This window comes from Kitasatospora sp. NPDC094016, from assembly GCF_040304045.1.
In the GTDB taxonomy this organism is placed as follows: domain Bacteria; phylum Actinomycetota; class Actinomycetes; order Streptomycetales; family Streptomycetaceae; genus Kitasatospora.
Genome location: NZ_JBEOUK010000003.1, coordinates 19,405 through 37,097 on the forward strand (window position 1 = coordinate 19,405; position 17,693 = coordinate 37,097).

Below are 17,693 nucleotides of genomic sequence, written 5' to 3' on the forward strand. Positions count from 1 at the left end.
CCGACGGCGGCCCGCTCGTGTCAGCCGAGTGCGGGGTGGACCAGCCGTCCGTGGTGGATGAGGGAGACGGACTGCTTGAGGCGGCGGGCGCGGATGCTGATCTCGTAGCCCCGGATGCCCTCGGTGCGGGCCAGGCGGCTGCTGAGGTAGCGGTAGAAGGCGGGGGTGTCCTCGCAGATGACGACGGCCATGAGGTTGTGCCTGCCGCTGGTGGCGGCGACGAAGGCGCATTCGTCGTGCCGGGCGAGCTCCTCCCCGATCCGGTGGAGGTCGGGCAGGTCGACCTGGAGCCAGAGGATGGCGTTGAGGTCGTAGCCGAGCCGTTCGGCCAGGATGTCGATGCCGTAGGTGAGGGAGCCGGTGGCTTCCAGCGCCTCCAGTCGGCGGGCGACGCGGGTCGCGGACCAGCCGGTGGCCTGCGCCAGACGGGTGTGGGAGGCGCGGCCGTCCTCGGCCAGGGCCTCGAAGAGGGGGCGGTCCCCGTCGGTCGGGGCGGGCGGGGGCCCGGCGGGTGCGGGGCGCTGCGCTGTCAGCTGTTGCACCTGCTCGTCGGTGAGTGAGCGCTTGCCGCCGGCCCAGCCTGCCGTGCCTGGGCGACTGAACGGGTGGAGGAGAAGGTCCACGCTCATGTCCAGGATCGAAGCGGCTTTCGGGAGTTGCCGCAGCAGGACGTCGTCGCGCCCGGTGTCGGGGGTCGAGCGGATGGTGCAGATGATCTCCGATCCGCCGGAGGCGACGCTGGCGTAGCCGACTTCGGGTCTCCGGGCGAGTGAGTCGGCGACGGGCCCCGCAGCATCCGGGCGGCACCGCAGCCGCGCGATCCACTCCGCCAGTCCGTGGGCGACCGGGTTGCTCAGCCCGACGACACGCATCACCCCGTCGCGGCGCAGCGCGTTGTAGCGGCGGGCCACGGTCTGTTCGGACACGCCGACGACCTCGCCGAGGCGACGGAAGGAAGCACGCGGGGCGCAGTAGAGACCATGGATGATCCTGCGGTCGAGGTCGTCGTACATGGAGGAATAGTCACATGTCCAGAGGCCGTGATGGATGTTGCTCCGCACCTTCCGGGATCGCTTGGGGATTTCTCGTCCGCCTGGGTGAAGCTGGTCTGCGCCCCCGCAGCAGCCGGTGCCCGCGCGGCACCCCGCAATCGAAGGAACCACTTCGTGAACTCCGCAACGGTGCAGCGCCCCGGGGCCGGACGAGGCGTCACGCTCGTCATGGCCTGCCTGGGCGTCTTCGTCGCCTACCTTCCCGTGACCACCGTGTCGGCGAGCCTGCCCGCGATCCAGCGCGCGATGGGCGCCTCGACCTCCCAGCTGTCCTGGGTGTCGGACGCGTTCGTGCTGCCGATGGCCGCGCTGATCCTGACCACCGGGGTGTGGGGAGACGTCCACGGCCGCAAGCGGGTGTTCCAGACGGGCATGGCGTTCTGCGCACTGGGCGCGGCCGTCTCGCTGGCCTCGGACTCGGTGCAGTCGCTCTGGATCGGGCAGGCGGCCTCCGGCCTCGGGGCGGCAGCGCTGCTGCCCACCACGCTGGCCCTGATCAGCCACGCCGTCCCCGACCACCGGGAACGCGGCAGGTTCATCGCCCTGTGGGCGATGTCCATGCTGGCCTCGCTGGCCGTGGGACCGCTGATCGCCGGGGTGCTGCAGGAGCACGTCGGGGTGCGCTGGATCTTCCTCCTGCCCATCCCGGTGTCCCTGGTCGTGCTGGTCGTCGCGGCCTTCCTGCTGCCCGACTCGCGGGCGCCACACGGCCGCAGGCTCGACTGGCCCGGGCAGATCAGCGCGGCCGTCGCGGTCACCGCGGTCGTCTACGGCGTGATCGAGGGCGGCGCCGATGGCTTCGGCACACCCCATGTCGTGGCGGCCCTGGTCCTCGGCGCCGTGAGCGCGGCCGCCTTCGTCGTCGTGGAGCGCCGCAGCAGCAGCCCGATGCTCGACCTGGCGCTGTTCCGCAGCCCTGCCTTCGCCGCCACCTCCCTGGTCGCCATGATCAGCTTCCTCGGGCTGATCGGCTTCTTCTTCGTGCTGAGCCTGTACTTCGGCCTCGTGCAGCACCTGACCACGCTGGAGGCCGGACTGCGGCTGGTCCTGGTGTCCGGGACGTCCCTCGTCGTCGGCATCCCCGTCGGACGGCTGATGCACCGGATCTCCGCCCGGGTCATGATCACCACCGGCCTGGTGGTGATGGCCGGCGCTCTGCTGTCGCTGACCGGCGTCGACGCCGACACCTCCTACGGATCGATCGCCTGGCGCCTGGTCCTGCTCGGCCTCGGCATCGGCGCCGTCCTCACCCCGATGACCGCCTCCGCCGTCTCCTCCGTACCGCACCACCTGGCCGGCATGGCCGCGGCGGGCAACAACGCTTTCCGCCAGCTCGGCGGCGCCCTCGGCCCCGCCGTGCTCGGCGCCCTGCTCACCACCCGCGCCCTCGACGCCCTGCCCGGGCGCCTCTCCGACTCCGCAGTGCCGACGGAGAGCGGCGGCCACGTCCTCGCCGTCGCCCGGGAACAGGGGCTCGGCGCCGTGGCCGGACTCGACCTGGGCACCGCCACCGGACCGGCCCTCTCGGCGCTGGGCGGCTCCTTCCTCGACGGCCTCCGGCTCTGCCTGATCGTCTCCGCCTCACTCACCCTGCTGGCCGCCCTCACCTGTGCCTTCCTCCTGCGCCCGGCCGCGGCGGGCGGTCGCCCGTCCCCTGCCACGCCCGCCCCCGCCCGGGACGCGCCCGCCCAAGAACTCCAGCGCACCCCGTGACGGCCGAGGCGCCCGGCGTTCTGCCGGGCGCCATGCCGCCGCCCCCGTCCACGAAAAACACGTGAGGCAGTTGCGGCACCACCTTGGTTCCGCTGACCCTGGAGTCCAGGGTCAGCGGAACCCGCATTCGGCCCGGTACCGACGGTCCTGGTCTCAGTTCTGGTCCCGTTCAGCCCCGTCCGGTCAGATTCAGCCGCCACCCAGCCGTGCTCTCCGCCGCAGGTCAGGACAAGCATGAACCCCGGTGAACAGCATTCGGGAGAATTGGAAAGCGCGTTGGGGGCAACCCCTCACGAGTTCGAATCTCGTGTCCTCCGCCGGCGGAAGGCCCGGACCGTTTCGACGGTCCGGGCCTTCATCGTTCTGCGGTGCGGGGACACCGCTGGGCGAACTCCGCGCGCTGGGCGGTTCGACTGCTGCATAACTTTGAGTTGTGAGACTTCACTCTTCGCGCACGAGGTTCTGGGGGCGGGTCGGCGTGGTCGCCGCCGCCGTGGTGGTGTTCGGCCCCACGGCGGCGGGTGGCGCCCTCGGCCGGGCGCCGTTCCTCGGGCCGCTGAACACCGTGTCACCGGTCGCTTCGACCGTGCCCGCGAACGGGGACCAGAACCCGTACGGCACGTTCGTGGTCCAGCGCAGCGTGGGCAAGCTGCGCCGCGGCAACGTCCTCATCAGCAACTTCAACAACGCGCAGAACCAGCAGGGCACCGGGACCACCCTGGTCCAGGTCGCCCCGGACGGCACCGTCAGCGTGTTCGCCCGGATCGACCCGGCGAAGCTGCCCGGGCCCTGCCCCGGCGGGGTCGGGCTCTCGACCGCGCTGACCGTTCTGCCGGACGGCTGGGTCGTGGTCGGCAGCACGCCCACCACCGACGGCACCTCCGCCACCGTCCAGACCGGCTGCCTGCTGGTCCTGGACAGCAACGGGACGGTCCGCGAGACGATCGTCGGTGACGGCATCAACGGCCCGTGGGACATGACGGCCGTCAGCTTCGACGACCGCGACGAACTGTTCGTGACCAATGTGCTGAACGGCACGGTCACGGGCGGCGGAGCCGAGGTCGACCAGGGCACCGTCCTACGGATCACCCTGTGCCGGCAGGGCGACGCGCCGCCGCAGCGGGTCGCGACCACCCGGGTCGGCTCGGGCTTCGGCCAGCGGACCGACCAGGCCGCCCTGGTGATCGGCCCGACCGGAGTCGGGCTGGGCCACGACGGCACGCTCTACGTGGCGGACACCCTCGCCAACCGGATCGCCGCGATCCCCGACGCCGTCCACCGCACCACCGACGCGGGCACCGGCACCACCGTCGGCACCGGCGGCCACCTCAACGGGCCGCTCGGCCTGGCCGTCGCCCCGGGCGGCACCGTCCTCACCGTGAACTCCGGCGACGGCAACCTCGTCGAGACCACCCCTGCCGGCGACCAGGTCGCCGTCCGCACGCTCGACAGCAGCGGCACCCCGCCCGGCGCCGGCGCCCTGTTCGGGCTCGCGGTCGACCTCGACCACGACGCCGTGTACTTCGTCGACGACGCCACCAACTTCCTGGACGTCCTTCACTGACCTGGACCGCCCACGCGGAGGGCCCGGACCGCCTCACACGGTCCGGGCCCTCGCCGGTTCCACGGCTCCCCCGGTCAGCCGGTGCCGGAAGCGGCCTCCGTCCTCCCGCGCTGCGCCGCGAGGGAGACTAATCGACCAACTAGTCCCGGAATTAATTCAGGTTAATACCTGGACGCCCGGAGACATGACGTGCAAGTATCTGTCCTGCCGCCAGACGGGCGACACGTCGGAGGGGAAGAAACATGACGCAGGACAACCAGCAGTTCATCTCGGTGCCGGTGCCGGCTCAGTACGTCACGCAGGTGTACGCGTTCCTCGCGGAGCTCTCGGGCGCCGCTGCGGGGCCTGCGGTGGCGGCGTCGGCCGAGGGGGGTCCGCAGGAGGACGGCGAGTGGCCGTTCGTCGAGTGGACCGTGCAGGATCTGCGCCGGCTGACGGCCGACCCGCTGGACTCGGTGCAGGCGGTGACCGGGGTGCTCGACATCCTGGCGAAGCAGCCCGGCGAGCGGGTGAGTTACACGTCCCTGGTCGAGCTGCTCGACGTGGACCGGAAGCGGCTGCGCGGCGTGCTGTCCGCGTTCACCCGGGTCGTGCACAAGCACTACGGCCGGCGGAACTGGCCGATGAGCTGGGTGGAGGCGCTCAGCGACGGGGCCGAGTTCAAGTCGGAGTTCTTCTACACGGTGAGCGAGACCACCGCCAACCGGTGGCGGGCGGTCCGCGCCCAGGGCTGACGGCGCGCAGGACCGGCGGCGCCCAGGACTGACGGCGCGCAGCCGGTTCGAGGCGGGCGCCGCGGTCAGGCCGCGGCGCCCAGCCGCCGGCGCCGGCCCTCGTCGAGCAGCTCGACCAGGGCGCCCAGGCTCTCGTCCAGCTGGGCGACGGAGCTGGCGCCCACGACCGGGATCGTCGGCACCGGGTGGCCCAGCAGCCAGGCGAGCACGGCCGGTGTGCGGACCAGCCGGGAGAGGCCGGGGCGGGCCGCACCGGGCGTCCGATTCGTTCAAGACGGGGTGTCCGGGCGCCGCCTACCGTGACGGGCATGAACAGCACACCAGCACCGCAGTTCGCCGTCGTGGGCCTGGCCGTCTCGGACCTGGCCGCCTCGATCGCCTTCTACCGGCGGCTCGGACTCGCGTTCCCCGACGGGGCCGAGCAGGAGCCGCACGTCGAGGCCGTGCTGCCGGGCGGGCTGCGCCTGGCCCTCGACCCCGAGTCCACCATCCGCTCGTTCCACCCGGACTGGCGGCCGCCGACGGGCGGCGGCCGGACGGCACTGGCGTTCCGGTGCGCCGACCCCGCCCAGGTGGACGCGGTCTACGAGGACCTGGTCGGCGCCGGGCACCACGGCGAGTTGAAGCCGTGGGACGCCTTCTGGGGCCAGCGGTACGCCGTGGTGCACGACCCGGACGGCAACGGCGTCGACCTGTTCGCACCGCTGCCGGGCGCCGCGGACTGAGTCAGCGGACCGAGTCAGCGGGGCAGCAGGGCGGTCGCCGGCATTCCCGCCAACTCCCGCACGTCACGCGCCAGATGGGCCTGGTCGGCGTAGCCCGTCCGGGCCGCCGTCTCGGCGAGGGGGACGCCGGAGCGGGCCAGCGCGAGGGCACGCTGCAAGCGGAGGATCCGGGCCAGGGTCTTGGGGCCGTAACCGAAGGCGGTCAGTGAGCGGCGGTGCAGTTGCCGCGCGCCGAGGCCGACCGACTCGGCGGTCGCCGCGACCGAACGGCCGGCCGCCAGGGCATCGGCGACCGCCCGGACGAGCGGGTCCACCGGCTGCGCGTCGGCCGCCAGACGCAGCGCCAACTCCTCCAGGGCCACGGCCGGGTCGGGCGCCGCGTCGATGCGCCCGGTACGGCGGCGCACCTCGGCGGCGGGCCGGAGGTCGGCCAGGTCGACCCGCCGGTCGCGCAGTTCGTACGCGGGCACGCCCAGCAGGGCGGGGGCGGCACCGGGCGGGAGGCGGACGCCCGCCCACGGGCCGCGCAGCCCCGGTCCGAGCTGGAAGGCCCGGCTGTCCGGCCCGGCGACGAGGAGCCGGCCCTCGGTCCAGAGCAGGTCTATGCAGCCGTCGGGCAGGACGAGCCCGGCCGCGCCGCCGCCCGTGCTCCCGGCGGCCCGGCGCCTCCAGACGACCGCTCCCGGCAGCTTCGACGCCCGCTCCGCGTACTCGGGGGACATGGGGCCCAGGCTACGCGCCGCCGCCAGGGGTCGCCGAGGGTCGCCGGGCGTCGGCGACACGCCGGCGGCACGCCGACGGCCCCGGCCGCGCGAGGCAGGCGAGGCTGGGGCGAGGCCGGGGCGAGGCCGGGGCGAGCAAAGCCGGAACGAGCAGGGCCCGAGCGAGCAGGCTCAGCCCACCCGCTGGACGACCTCCGCCGCCGCCGCGCCCTCGACCGGGCCCGCCTCCGCCGGAGCGGTCTTCCGGCCGTCCCGCATCAGCACCAGGGTCAGCCCCGCGGCCGCCAGGACGGAGATCCCGCCCGCCGTGAAGGTGACGGAGGCCGCGGTGTTGAACGCGTCGCGCGCGGCGGCGGCCAGTCCGCCGTCCCCGGTGCTCGCGGCGAGGGCGAGCGCGTCCGTGATCGCGTGCTTCCCGGCGGCGGGCGTGTCGGCGGGCATCGAGCCGGTGAAGGTGCTGGACAGGACGGCGCCGAGGATGGCCACGCCCAGCGCGGAACCGGACTGCTGGATGGTGTCGTTGAGCGCGGAGCCGACGCCGGCGTGCTCGCCGGGGATCGCGCCCATCAGCGCGTTGGACGCGGCCGGCATCGCGAGGCCGGAGCCCGCGCCCAGCACCAGCATGGCCAGGGCGACCTTGCCGAAGCCGTCGCCGACCGAGAGCGTGGCCAGCAGCCCGAACCCGGCCGCGATGACCAGCATGCCGGCCGAGGTCGTCACCCGCGGGGCGGCCTTCTTGCTGAGCACGGCGCCGAGGGCGTTGAACACCAGCGAGGCGACGGCCAGCGGGAGGAACGCCAGGCCGGTGTCGGTGGCCGAGAACTTCAGCACGAACTGCAGGTACTGGGTGAGGACCAGCATCAGGCCGCCGGTGGCGAAGGTCAGCAGGACGAGCGAGAAGCTGGCCCCGGTGAACACCCGGTTGCGGAACAGCTTGAGCGGGACCATCGGCGAGTCGGTCCGGATCTGGCGGACGACGAACCCGGTCAGCGCGAGCACCCCGACGCCGAGCGTGCCGAGCGTGCCGGGGCTGGTGAGGCCGTCCCGGGGCAGCACGGTGATCGACCAGACCAGCGCGGTCATCCCGGTCATCGAGAGCACCATGCCGGGCAGGTCGGGTCGGCGCCACGGCCCCTTCGACTCCGGCATCAGCACGACCGCCGCGATGACGGCGACCACCGTGACCGGCACGTTGATCAGGAAGACCGCGCCCCACCAGAAGTGCGCGATCAGCGCACCGCCGAGTACCGGCCCGCCGACCATGCCGATCATGGCCACCGCGCTCCACACGGCGATCGCCTTGGGCCGTTCCTCGGCGTCGAAGACGGTGATCAGGATGGAGAGCGTGCTCGGCATGACCAGGGCCCCGCCCACGCCCATCAGCACGCGTCCGGCGATGAGCTGGCCGGGGCTGTCGGCGACGGCCGCGACCAGGGAGGCGGCGCCGAACAGCACCAGCCCGATGATCATGACCTTCCGCCGGCCGAACCGGTCGGAGAGGCTGCCCGAGGTGAGCAGCAGCCCGGCGAAGACCAGGATGTACGAGTCGATGATCCACTGGATGTCCTGGGCCCCGGCCCCGAGGTCCGCCGCGATCTGCGGGATGGACACCGTGAGCACCATGTTGTCGACCACCAGCACCAGGCTGCTGAGGCAGAGCACGACCAGGATGAGCCAGCGGCGCGGCTGACGGTCCACCGCGGTCCCCCTTCGAAGTGAGCGCGCCGGCCGCAGCCGGACGGAAGTCGTCGCGGGCGCACCGCGGTCCGTCCCCACGGCCGCGACGCGCCTCGCTCCGCACGCCGTGCGGACAGCGCACACTGTACGGATTCCGCACAGCGTTCGTAAAGCCGTACGGTGTGCGGCGCGGCTTATGCTGAACGGAGCAGCCGAGCCGAGCCAGGCGGGCGAAGACCGAGAGGAGGGCCGGATGCCGGCCAGGTCGAAGGACGCGCCCGGGACACCGTGGAGCCGCCCCGAGCGCCCCCGGCGCGAGCAGCCGGCCCTCAGCCGGGCCCAGATCGTCGCGGAGGCCCTCGCCATCCTGGACAGCGACGGCATCGAAGCCCTGAGCATGCGCAAGCTCGGTGCCCGCCTCAACGCCGGCGCCACCTCGATGTACACCCACGTCGCCAACAAGGACGAGCTGCTCGCCCTGGCCGTCGACGAGGTGTTCGGCAAGATCTGGATCCCGGCGGTCACCGACGCGGACCCGGCGGACTGGCGCACCAGCCTCGCCGAGTGCGCGGCCAGCGTGCGTCAGGTCGTCCTGCTCCACCCGTGGATGGTGTCGGTGCTCGGCGACCTGGGGCTCGTCTACTTCGGGCCCAACTGGATGCGCCTGTCCGAGGCCCTGCTCACCTTCCTGGATGCGGCCGGCTTCACCCCGACGGAGGCCAACGACGCGATGGGGGCCCTGCTCGGCTACGTCATCGGAACGGCCAGCGTGGAGGCCGCCTGGCTGAGCGCGCTGGCCCGGCAGGGCCGGGACGAGCAGGGCTGGATGGACGAGCTCGTGCCCGCCGTCATCGAGGCCACCCGGGACTTCCCGCGCCTGCACCGCCTGTACAGCACCGAGGTCGGCTCGGCGACCGACGGCGGCCGCGACAGCGGCTTCACCAACGGCGTCCGACTGATCCTGGCCGGAATCGAGGCCACCCGTCAGGCCCGGCCCGCCAGTTGACGGGACATCACTTCCAACTGGACGCCCGGACCCAGGCGTAACCCGACCCCGGACCGACCGTGCCACCGCCGCCGACCGCGCCGCCTCACGCCGCCGACGGTTCGGCCCGCGCCGAACCGTGCAGGCGCGACCATGGAGGCATGTCGCTCGCCGCCTTCGCAGCCCTGCTCGCCGACCCCACGCGCGCCGCGTTCTGCACCGCGCTGCTCGACGGCCGCGCCTGGACGGCCGGCGAGCTGGCCCGGCACGCGGGCGTCGCACCGTCCACGGCCAGCGAGCACCTGTCGCGGCTGGTCGCGGGCGGGCTGCTGGCCGAGGAGCGGCAGGGGCGGCACCGGTACGTCCGGCTGGCCACCCCGGAGGCCGCCGCCCTGATCGAGGACCTCGCCGCCTTCGCCGGCCAGGGCGACCGGCCCACCCCGCACGGCCTGCGCGAGGCCACCCGGCAGAGCGCCGAGGCCCGCGCCCGCACCTGCTACGACCACCTGGCGGGCCGCCTCGGCGTGGCCGTCGCGGACGCGCTGCTCGCCCGCGGCCTGCTCACCGACGACGCCGGGCTCGCCGTCACCGGGCGCGGCCGGGCCTGGCTGGCCGCGCAGGCGATCGAGCTGCCCGCTCGGGCGGGCCGCCGGGGCGGGCGGCCGGTGGTGCGCAGCTGCCTGGACTGGACGGAGCGCCGCAGCCACCTCGGTGGGGCGTTGGGCGCGGCGCTCTGCCGGACGGCGCTGGACCGCTCCTGGGTGGAGCGGATCGGCTCCGGCCGGGCCCTGCGGATCACCCCGGACGGCGGCCGCGCACTGCGCGAGCTGCTCGGCGTCGAGCTCTGAGCGGTCCGCCCACCGGTCCGCCCACCGGTCCGACCACCGGTCCGCCCACCGGACCGCCCACCGGTCAGCCCAGAGCCGCCACCCCGGCGGCCGGAGCCGCGCCGGCCAGCGGCGGGCGCAGCGAGGCCGTGCCCAGGCCGGTCGGGCCGACCGGCACGGCGGCGGGCACGGCGGCGGGCCCGGGCAGTGCCTCGACCGCCGTCCCCGCCCTGAGCTCCCGCTCCGCGCCGAAGTGCCGCAGCAGGTCCTCCTCGCGGTACCGGCGGCAGTCCCGGTGCCAGACCAGGATGCCCGCGAGCCAGTTCTCCAGCTCCTTCACGTACCCGTCCAGCAGCTCCCGCACGTCCGGCTCCAGCGCGAAGTCGTCATACAGGACGGGGAGTTCCTTCGCCGCGACGTGCTGGAACTGGTCCAGCCGGGAGTGCATCAGGTCGTCGACGATCCGGACCGCCGACGGGTAGTCGCAGGTGAAGAAGTTCTGCACCACCAGGACGGCGTTGTGCACCTCGCCCTCGTACTCGACCTCCTTCTGGTACGAGAACAGGTCGTTCATCATGCACGCGTAGTCCGCGGCCGAGTTCTCCAGCGAGCGCATCGAGCCGTGCTCGTACACCCCGGGCGGCACGACCTGGCCGTGGGCGAGCCGGCACAGGCTCATGGTGAGGTCGGAGCCGAAGGTGGCGCGGCGCATCTCCAGGTAGTCCACCGGGTCCGGGATCCGGTTCTGCACCTGGTTGTTGAGCTCCCAGATCCAGCTCGCGGTCATGTCCTCGACGGTCCGGCGGAACTTCCGCCGGGCGTCCGCCGTCATCGGGCCGGCGGTGCGCTCCCAGATGTCGGCGAGGCCGCGTTCCAGGGCGTTGGCGGGCTCGGGCGCGGGGCTGCCGTCCACCGGCATGAACAGCGGGAGCCGCTCGTTGGCGAGCTTGGCGCCGGCCAGGTCACGGGTGCGTCCGAAGACCACCGGGTAGTAGTCGTCGGCCCAGGTTCCCCAGGCCAACCAGGCGGAGGAGATGTCGAGTTGGTCGGCGGTGGCGTCCGGGTGGATACCGGCCGCGCAGAGCGGGAGGTCGTAGTCCCGCATGGACTCGGCGTCCCAGATGCCGGATCCGGGGACGCCGGGCTGCTCCTCCAGCAGGCCCATCCGCGCGGCCCACTCGATCACCCGGTCCCGCGCGCCGTCCAGGTGCGGGCTCAGTGTGGCCTCGAACGGCAGTTTGAACTCCGGCAGTTGGGACGGCCCGACGGCCTGGTACGGCACGTGGCCGTGCGACCGGGCCCGCCGGACGGCCGGTCCGACGCCGCCCGGGCCGGCCGCAGCTCCACCGCCGCCCATCGCCCCGCTGCGCAGGATGTCCAGCGCCGAGGTGCCCACCCCGCCGATCGCGAACGGGTCCCACCAGTTGCCGGTGCCGGGCAGCGCGCCGCCCGTTCCCGCCGCGACACGGCCACCCGAACCGGCCGCCGCACCACCGCCGTTCATGTACCGGCTGGAGCGCATGTGCCACTCGTGGCCGCCGGACTGCCAGTCCTGGAGGCCCTTGACGTACGCCAGCACCCGGGCACGGCCCTCGGGGGCGAGCCCGGTCTCGGCGAACAGCACGGGAAGTTCGGTGAACACGGTGTTCTCGAACTGCTGGAGCCGCGAGGTGAGCAGGTCGTTGACCGCCTCGGCGGCCTCCTGGGTGGAGCACTCCAGGAACTTCTCCAGCACCAGGATGCCGTTGCTCAGCTCGCCCTCGTCCTCCACCTCCCGCTGGTAGGAGAAGATGTCGTTGCGCAGGTGCACGCCGTCCGAGAAGGCGTCCATCAGCACCCGCAGCGCGCGCGAGCCGGAGACCTCCTTCGGGACCTCGGCACCGGCCGCGTACTCCACCAGTTGGGCGGACCAGGGCGCGCCGCCCACCTTGCGGCGCATCTCGATGTACTCGACCGGGTTGGAGACCCGGCCGGCGTTGATGTTGGCGAGCTCCCAGAGCGACTCGTTGAGCAGGTTGCGGGTGCTCTCGGCGAAGCGGATCCGCCAGTCCTCGCCCATCACCGGCACGGTGCGCCGCCACAGGTCGGCCAGGCCCGCCTCGACCGGGTTCTCCGGCTCCGGCATCGGAGTGGCCGGGTCGGCCGGCATGAACAGCGGCAGCCGGTCGAGGTGCGCCTTGCCGGCCTCGCGGTCGTTGGTGCGCTTGAACATGTCGAGGAAGTGGTCGTCGAAGAAGAAGACCCAGACGTACCAGTCGGTGACCAGCGAGAGCGCCTGGGCGGAGGCGTCGGGGTGGGTGTAGGCGCAGAGCAGACCGTAGTCGTGGGCGTCCAGGTCGGCCTGGTCCCAGATGCCGGAGCCCTCCAGCATGCCCATCTCCCGTGCCCAGACGGAGGAATGGGCCCGGGCCTCGTCCAGGTGGGGGTTGAGGCGTGCCGGGTGCGGCACGTAGAAGGACGGCAGTTCGAACGGCTGGGTCACGGCGGGCGGGCCTTTCTGGACGCGTCGATTGCACCAAGAATGGCCCGCCGGCAGGTGGCCGCACCGACGCAACAGAAACAGTCATACAAGATGACCTATCTCCCTCCAGCCCGTCCGCGCCGCCCTCCTCCTCGCCACCCGACGCGGGCAAAAAGTATTCCGCCGGCTCTCCCAACCGCCGGATCCGGTATCCCAGGCGGTCGCTCCGCCAACGAACAAGCCAGCTACGCCAAGGCCCTGGAACTCCAAGACTTCCCCTGCTACGGGCGTGTTGACCGCCTCCGCCCCCGCCCCGTCCACCAGACTGGGCGCCGACCCGACGTCAACTCCGAGGAGGGCAAGCCCATGAACGTCACCGTCCGGCTCGCACAGCAGCCCGAGGCCGACGAACTGCTCGGACGGAGTGCGCTGGCCGCGCTCGTCGGCATGCTGCTCGACCAACAGGTGCCGATGGAATGGGCGTTCACCGGTCCGCTGACCATCGCCCAGCGGCTCGGACGCAACGACCTGGACGCCCGGGAGATCGCCGTGTACAACCCGGAGGAGTTCGTCGCCCTGCTGTCCGCGAAGCCCGCCGTGCACCGCTACCCGGCCGCGATGGCCAAACGGGTCCAGCAGCTCTGCCAGTTCCTGGTGGCGCAGTACGACGCCGACGCCGCCGCGCTCTGGAAGGACACCCGCACCGGCAAGGAACTGCTCAGCCGCCTCAACGCCCTGCCCGGTTTCGGCAAACAGAAGTCGCAGATCTTCCTGGCCCTGCTCGGCAAGCAGTACGGCGTGCGGCCGGAGGGCTGGCGCGAGGCGGCCGGCGTGTACGGCGAGGAGGGCGCGCACCGCTCGGTCGCCGACATCACCGGGCCCGAATCCCTCGACCTGGTCCGGGAGTTCAAGCAGGAGATGAAGCGCGCCGCGAAGGAGGCCAAGTCCGCGGCGAAGACCACGCCCCGGACGACGGCGGTGAGCACGGCCGGGGCGCGCTGAAAGCCGATCACCCGGCCGACCCCCGCCGGGAGCCGTTGCCAGGAGCCGTTGCCGGGCCGCCGAGGAGTCCACCGCCGTACGCGCGGTACGGTCCATGGCCCTTCCCGGATGTGCCGAGGGCCCCGGTCGCACCGCGCGACCGGGGCCCTCACCCGTGCCCGTCAGGCCAGGACGGGCTCCCGCTCGTCCGTCGGATCCGCCGCACCCGCCGACGCCGGCGCGTCCACCGCGCCCGCCGCATCCGCGCCGGCCGGCGCGACCGCCTTGCGCCGCGGCAGCGCGAACATCAGCAGGAACACCACCAGCAGCGCCCCCGCGACCCACCACATCGCGTGGACGAACGCCCCGCCGAACTCGGTGCCCATCGCCTCCGGCGCGACCACGTCGTCCATCGCCCCGAAGAAGGCCACCGACACCAGCGCGAGCCCCAGCGCGTTCCCCATCTGCTGGACGGTGTTGATCAGCCCCGACGCCGAACCGGCGTGCGCCCGCGGCACCTCCGCCAGGATCGCGTCGGTGATCGGCGCGACGATCAGGCCCATCCCCAGGCCCATCACCACCAGCGGCAGCGCCATCTGCCAGGGCGCGATCGCCGTCCCGTACCGGTCCGCCTCCCAGATGTACGTCAGCACGCCCGCCGCCATCACCAACGCGCCGGTCTGGAGCACCCGGCGTCCGAACCGGGGCACCAGCTTCTGCACGGACAGCCCGGCCGCGGCCGAGACGGCGAGCGAGAACGGGATGCCGGTGGAACCGGCCTTGAGCGGGCTCCAGCCGAGGCCCAGCTGCATGTACAGCGTCCAGACCAGGAAGAAGATCCCGCACACCACGCCGAAGGCCAGCTGCACGCCGATGCCGGCCGCGAAGCTCTTCACCCGGAACAGCGACAGCTCGACCAGCGGCGAGCCGTCCCGCCGCGTCTTGGCCTTCTCGTACGCCACGAACAGCGCGAACACCACCAGGCTGCCGGCCATCGACAGGTAGCCCCAGAGCGGCCAGCCGGCCTCCCGCCCGTGCGTCAGCGGGTAGATCAGCATCAGCAGGCCGACGCTCGCCAGCGCCACCCCGACCAGGTCCAGTTTGAGCGCCCGCTCGGCCTTCGACTCGTCGATGAAGCGGCGCCCGAGCAGCAGCCCGGCGATGCCGACCGGCAGGTTGATCAGGAAGATCGGGCGCCAGGCCAGGCCGAACAGGTCCCACTCGGTGAGCAGCGCGCCGATCAGCGGCCCGGAGACGGCGCCCAGGCCGACCACCGCGCCGAACATGCCGAACACCTTTCCGCGCTCCTCCGCCGGGAAGGTCGCGTGGATGATCGACAGCACCTGCGGCACCATCATGGCCGCCGTGCCGCCCTGGAGCACCCGCATCCCGACCAGCATCTCGGGGCCGGAGGCCAGGCCGCACAGCGCGGACGCCACGGTGAACCCGCCGATGCCGATCAGGAACAGCCGCTTGCGGCCGTAGATGTCACCCAGCCGGCCACCGGTGATCAGCCCGATCGCGAAGGCCAGCGCGTAGCCGCCGGTGACCCACTGGATGGCGCTGAAGGAGGCGCCGGTGTCCTCCTGGATGCTCGGGATGGCGATGTTGACGATGGTGACGTCCACCAGGTCCATGAAGGAGGCGACCATCACGATCGCCAGCGCGATCCACCTCCGTCGGTCCGCGTCCGCGGTCTTCATTCGGTACTCCTCATTCGTCCTGCTCGTCCTGCTCGTCCTGCTCGTCCTGCTCGTCCTGCTCGTCCTGCTCGCGCTGCTCGCACTGCTCGTCGGCACGTCCACGAGGGTACGGGGCATATAGGTCAGATCCTGTCCCAGTTGTCCGGCATCCTGGACGGCATGACGGACACCCCGGCACGGCTGCTGAACCTGCTGTCCCTGCTGCAGACCCCGCGCGAGTGGCCCGGCAGCGAACTCGCCGAACGGCTCGGCGTCAGCCCCCGGACGATCCGGCGCGACATCGACCGGCTGCGCGACCTCGGCTATCCGGTGCAGGCCACCATGGGCGCGGTCGGCGGCTACCGGCTGGTCGCGGGGACGGCGATGCCGCCGCTGCTGCTGGACGACGAGGAGGCCGTCGCCATCGCGGTCGGGCTGCGGGCGGCCGCCGGGCACGCGGTGGTCGGCATAGAGGAGGCCTCGGTCCGCGCCCTCGCCAAGCTGCTCCAGGTGCTGCCGGGCCGGCTGCGGCACCGGGTGGGCGCGCTCAACACCGCCACCATGCCGCTGCTCACCGGCGACGGCCCGACCGTCGACCCGGACGACCTCACCGTGCTCGCCGGCGCCGTCACCAACCGGGAACGACTGCGCTTCGCCTACCGGGCCGGCGACGGCGCCGAGACCAGGCGCAACGTCGAACCCGAGCGGCTGGTCTCGGCCGGCCGCCGCTGGTACCTGGTCGGCTACGACCTGGACCGCGACGACTGGCGGCTCTTCCGCGTCGACCGGCTCAGCGAGCCCCGTGCCACCGGCGCCCACTTCACCCCGCGCCCGCTCCCGGCCGAGGACGCCGCCGCGTACGTGGCGGGCAAGCTGCGCCGCCAGTCACCGGCCCGCGCCGTGGTCGCCACCGTGCACGCCCCGGCCGCGAACGTCCGGCGGCACTTCGACCGGGGCGACTCCGAGATCGAGCCGATCGACGAGCACCGCTGCCGGCTGCGCTCCCGCACGGACTCCCTGGAGTGGACGGCGGTCCGGCTGCTGACGCTGGACTGCGAGTTCGAGGTGCACGAGCCGCCGGAGCTGATCACCCACCTGCGCACCCTGGCCGCCCGCGCCGACCGGGCCACCCGCGCAGACGGTTAGGCCTCGATCCGGTACCAGCGGTCCCCCGCGCGGAACCACAGCGCGCCGTCCCGGCCGTGCGCCCGCACCCGGTCGAGCGCGCCGGGCACGCTCAGCTGCCGACGCCGGGTCTGCTTCCACTCCTTGCCGATCAGCTGGTACCAGGTCAACTCGCCGCCGGTGGACAGGAAGACGCCCTGCCCGCGGTGGATCGCGAAACCGACCGGCAGCCGGACCGGGCACGGCACGGTGGTGGACGGCCGGTCGACCTCGTCGATCCGGGTGAGGTGGCTGACCGACGGGCTCGGATACCAGGCCAGCCAGGCGCTCCGGCCGTCGGTCGCGCCGGCCAGGCCCTCCAGCGGGTAGGACGGCAGCTTGTCCGGGCTCCACACCACCCGGCCGTGGGTGTCCGCGGCCCGCAGCCCGGCGGCCGCCATCGGGTGGTCGCCGTAGATGCCCTCGTCCCCGTAGGCCATCCAGATCCGGCCGTCCCGGTCGGTCACCAGCACCTGGACGTCGTCACCGAGGGCGAGCTCCCGTTCGAGCGCCCCGTCCGCGCCGTACACGGCCGCGTTGGGCAGCCATTCCTCCCCGTCCTGCTCGGCCCGGTACCCGGCCAGCAGCACCCGGCCGCCCGGCAGCAGCCCGAGGTGGTCGGGCGAGCAGGAGACGCCGGACAGCGGCACCCGCCGCTCCCCCTGCGGGGAAACCACGACCACCTCACCGTCGAACGGCAGCCGGACCGGCGGCCAGGATCCGGCCGGCGCCAGGCGCTGCTCCGGCACCACCAGGACGGCCGGTTCCCCGGCCGGCCCGACCGTCCAGGCCACGGCCCTGCGACCGGCCGACCGGTCCTCCTCGGGCAGCCGCCAGACCTCGACCGGATCGTGGCCCATCGTGCTCAGACCCCGTACTCGGCGGTGAGCAGCGCCCGCCCGAGCGTGTGGAAGGTCAGGTGGAAGCCGATCTGGGCCGCCGGAGTGTCGGCGGAGACGTCCAGCTTCTCGACGTCCAGGGCGTGCACCGCGAAGACGTACCGGTGCGGGGCGCCGGGCGGCGGGGCGGCGCCGTCGTACCGGTGGCCGGGGAAGTCGTTGCGGCCGTGGAAGGAGGCCGCGCCGGGCAGGTCGTCGTCCGAGGAGCCGGCGCCGCGCGGCAGTTCGACCGTGTCGGCGGGCAGGTCGAGGGCGAGCCAGTGCCACCAGCCGGAGCCGGTGGGCGCGTCCGGGTCGTAGCAGGTGACGGCGATGCCGCGGGTGCCCTCGGGCAGGCCCGACCAGGCCAGCTGCGGCGAGAGGTTGCCTCCGGCGTGGCTGAACTTCCCGGCCAGTGTGCCGCCGTCGGTGATGTCCTGGCTGGTCAGCGGGAAGGACGGCACCTGCGGCAGGAAGTCGTACGGCAGCGGCGGGCGAACGCTCATGGGTGGTCACCTCTCAACGGGC

General features: G+C 73.2%; 16 protein-coding genes. 9 read left to right on the forward strand and 7 right to left on the reverse strand.

What is annotated here, in order from left to right; all coding sequences use genetic code 11:
• Nucleotides 1–20 precede the first annotated feature (20 nt).
• Nucleotides 21–1,013, reverse strand: a complete 993-nt coding sequence (locus tag ABT015_RS03575) for an Lrp/AsnC family transcriptional regulator (protein WP_350876378.1) — start codon at nt 1,011–1,013, stop codon at nt 21–23.
• A gap of 207 nt (nt 1,014–1,220) precedes the next feature.
• On the opposite strand from ABT015_RS03575, the gene ABT015_RS03580 reads away from it, so the two are divergent.
• The 4 genes from ABT015_RS03580 to ABT015_RS03600 all read left to right on the forward strand — a co-directional run bounded on the left by ABT015_RS03580 (nt 1,221) and on the right by ABT015_RS03600 (nt 5,788).
• Nucleotides 1,221–2,765: an MFS transporter gene (locus ABT015_RS03580; RefSeq protein WP_350876925.1), complete on the forward strand. Its 1,545-nt coding sequence runs from the start codon at nt 1,221–1,223 to the stop codon at nt 2,763–2,765.
• Between the two features lie 433 nt (nt 2,766–3,198).
• The gene (locus ABT015_RS03585; protein WP_350876381.1) at nt 3,199–4,329 is read left to right on the forward strand and encodes an NHL repeat-containing protein; all 1,131 of its coding nucleotides are present in this window, start codon (nt 3,199–3,201) and stop codon (nt 4,327–4,329) included.
• A gap of 242 nt (nt 4,330–4,571) precedes the next feature.
• Nucleotides 4,572–5,063: a hypothetical protein gene (locus ABT015_RS03590; protein ID WP_350876383.1), complete on the forward strand. Its 492-nt coding sequence runs from the start codon at nt 4,572–4,574 to the stop codon at nt 5,061–5,063.
• A 308-nt stretch (nt 5,064–5,371) separates the two neighbouring features.
• A complete protein-coding gene (locus tag ABT015_RS03600; RefSeq protein WP_350876385.1) occupies nt 5,372–5,788 on the forward strand; it encodes a VOC family protein in 417 nt (138 codons plus the stop codon).
• A gap of 14 nt (nt 5,789–5,802) precedes the next feature.
• On the opposite strand, the gene ABT015_RS03605 is transcribed toward ABT015_RS03600, so the two are convergent.
• Together ABT015_RS03605 and ABT015_RS03610 are read right to left on the reverse strand one after the other, a co-directional pair.
• Nucleotides 5,803–6,510, reverse strand: a complete 708-nt coding sequence (locus tag ABT015_RS03605) for a helix-turn-helix domain-containing protein (RefSeq protein ID WP_350876387.1) — start codon at nt 6,508–6,510, stop codon at nt 5,803–5,805.
• Between the two features lie 171 nt (nt 6,511–6,681).
• Nucleotides 6,682–8,208, reverse strand: a complete 1,527-nt coding sequence (locus tag ABT015_RS03610; RefSeq protein WP_350876389.1) for an MFS transporter — start codon at nt 8,206–8,208, stop codon at nt 6,682–6,684.
• Between the two features lie 232 nt (nt 8,209–8,440).
• Between ABT015_RS03610 and ABT015_RS03615 the strand changes: the two genes are divergently transcribed.
• Complete coding sequence (locus tag ABT015_RS03615; RefSeq protein ID WP_350876391.1) at nt 8,441–9,193, forward strand: TetR/AcrR family transcriptional regulator; 753 nt, start codon at nt 8,441–8,443, stop codon at nt 9,191–9,193.
• 140 nt (nt 9,194–9,333) lie between these two features.
• Entirely contained in the window at nt 9,334–10,020 is a 687-nt protein-coding gene (locus tag ABT015_RS03620) for an ArsR/SmtB family transcription factor (RefSeq protein WP_350876393.1), read from the forward strand.
• Nucleotides 10,021–10,084: 64 nt separating this feature from the next.
• On the opposite strand, the gene ABT015_RS03625 is transcribed toward ABT015_RS03620, so the two are convergent.
• Nucleotides 10,085–12,481: a terpene synthase family protein gene (locus tag ABT015_RS03625; RefSeq protein ID WP_350876396.1), complete on the reverse strand. Its 2,397-nt coding sequence runs from the start codon at nt 12,479–12,481 to the stop codon at nt 10,085–10,087.
• 345 nt (nt 12,482–12,826) lie between these two features.
• On the opposite strand from ABT015_RS03625, the gene ABT015_RS03630 reads away from it, so the two are divergent.
• On the forward strand, nt 12,827–13,462 hold the full coding sequence (locus tag ABT015_RS03630; RefSeq protein ID WP_350876398.1) for an HhH-GPD-type base excision DNA repair protein: 636 nt from the start codon (nt 12,827–12,829) through the stop codon (nt 13,460–13,462).
• A 161-nt stretch (nt 13,463–13,623) separates the two neighbouring features.
• Here ABT015_RS03630 and ABT015_RS03635 read toward each other — a convergent pair whose 3' ends face one another.
• Nucleotides 13,624–15,144: an MFS transporter gene (locus ABT015_RS03635; RefSeq protein ID WP_350876400.1), complete on the reverse strand. Its 1,521-nt coding sequence runs from the start codon at nt 15,142–15,144 to the stop codon at nt 13,624–13,626.
• Here ABT015_RS03635 and ABT015_RS03640 point away from each other — a divergent pair.
• Both ABT015_RS03640 and ABT015_RS03645 read left to right on the forward strand, forming a co-directional pair.
• Nucleotides 15,077–15,265 (forward strand): hypothetical protein, encoded by a 189-nt coding sequence (locus ABT015_RS03640; protein WP_350876956.1) that lies wholly within the window; start codon nt 15,077–15,079, stop codon nt 15,263–15,265. The genes ABT015_RS03635 and ABT015_RS03640 overlap by 68 nt on opposite strands.
• 38 nt (nt 15,266–15,303) lie before the next feature.
• Nucleotides 15,304–16,269 carry a helix-turn-helix transcriptional regulator gene (locus ABT015_RS03645; protein WP_350876927.1) on the forward strand — a complete coding sequence of 322 codons (966 nt, stop codon included), beginning with the start codon at nt 15,304–15,306 and terminating at the stop codon, nt 16,267–16,269.
• On the opposite strand, the gene ABT015_RS03650 is transcribed toward ABT015_RS03645, so the two are convergent.
• The gene (locus tag ABT015_RS03650) at nt 16,266–17,147 is read right to left on the reverse strand and encodes a hypothetical protein (RefSeq protein WP_350876402.1); all 882 of its coding nucleotides are present in this window, start codon (nt 17,145–17,147) and stop codon (nt 16,266–16,268) included. The genes ABT015_RS03645 and ABT015_RS03650 overlap by 4 nt on opposite strands.
• Before the next feature lie 5 nt (nt 17,148–17,152).
• Nucleotides 17,153–17,671 (reverse strand): YbhB/YbcL family Raf kinase inhibitor-like protein, encoded by a 519-nt coding sequence (locus ABT015_RS03655; RefSeq protein WP_350876404.1) that lies wholly within the window; start codon nt 17,669–17,671, stop codon nt 17,153–17,155.
• Nucleotides 17,672–17,693: the final 22 nt, after the last annotated feature.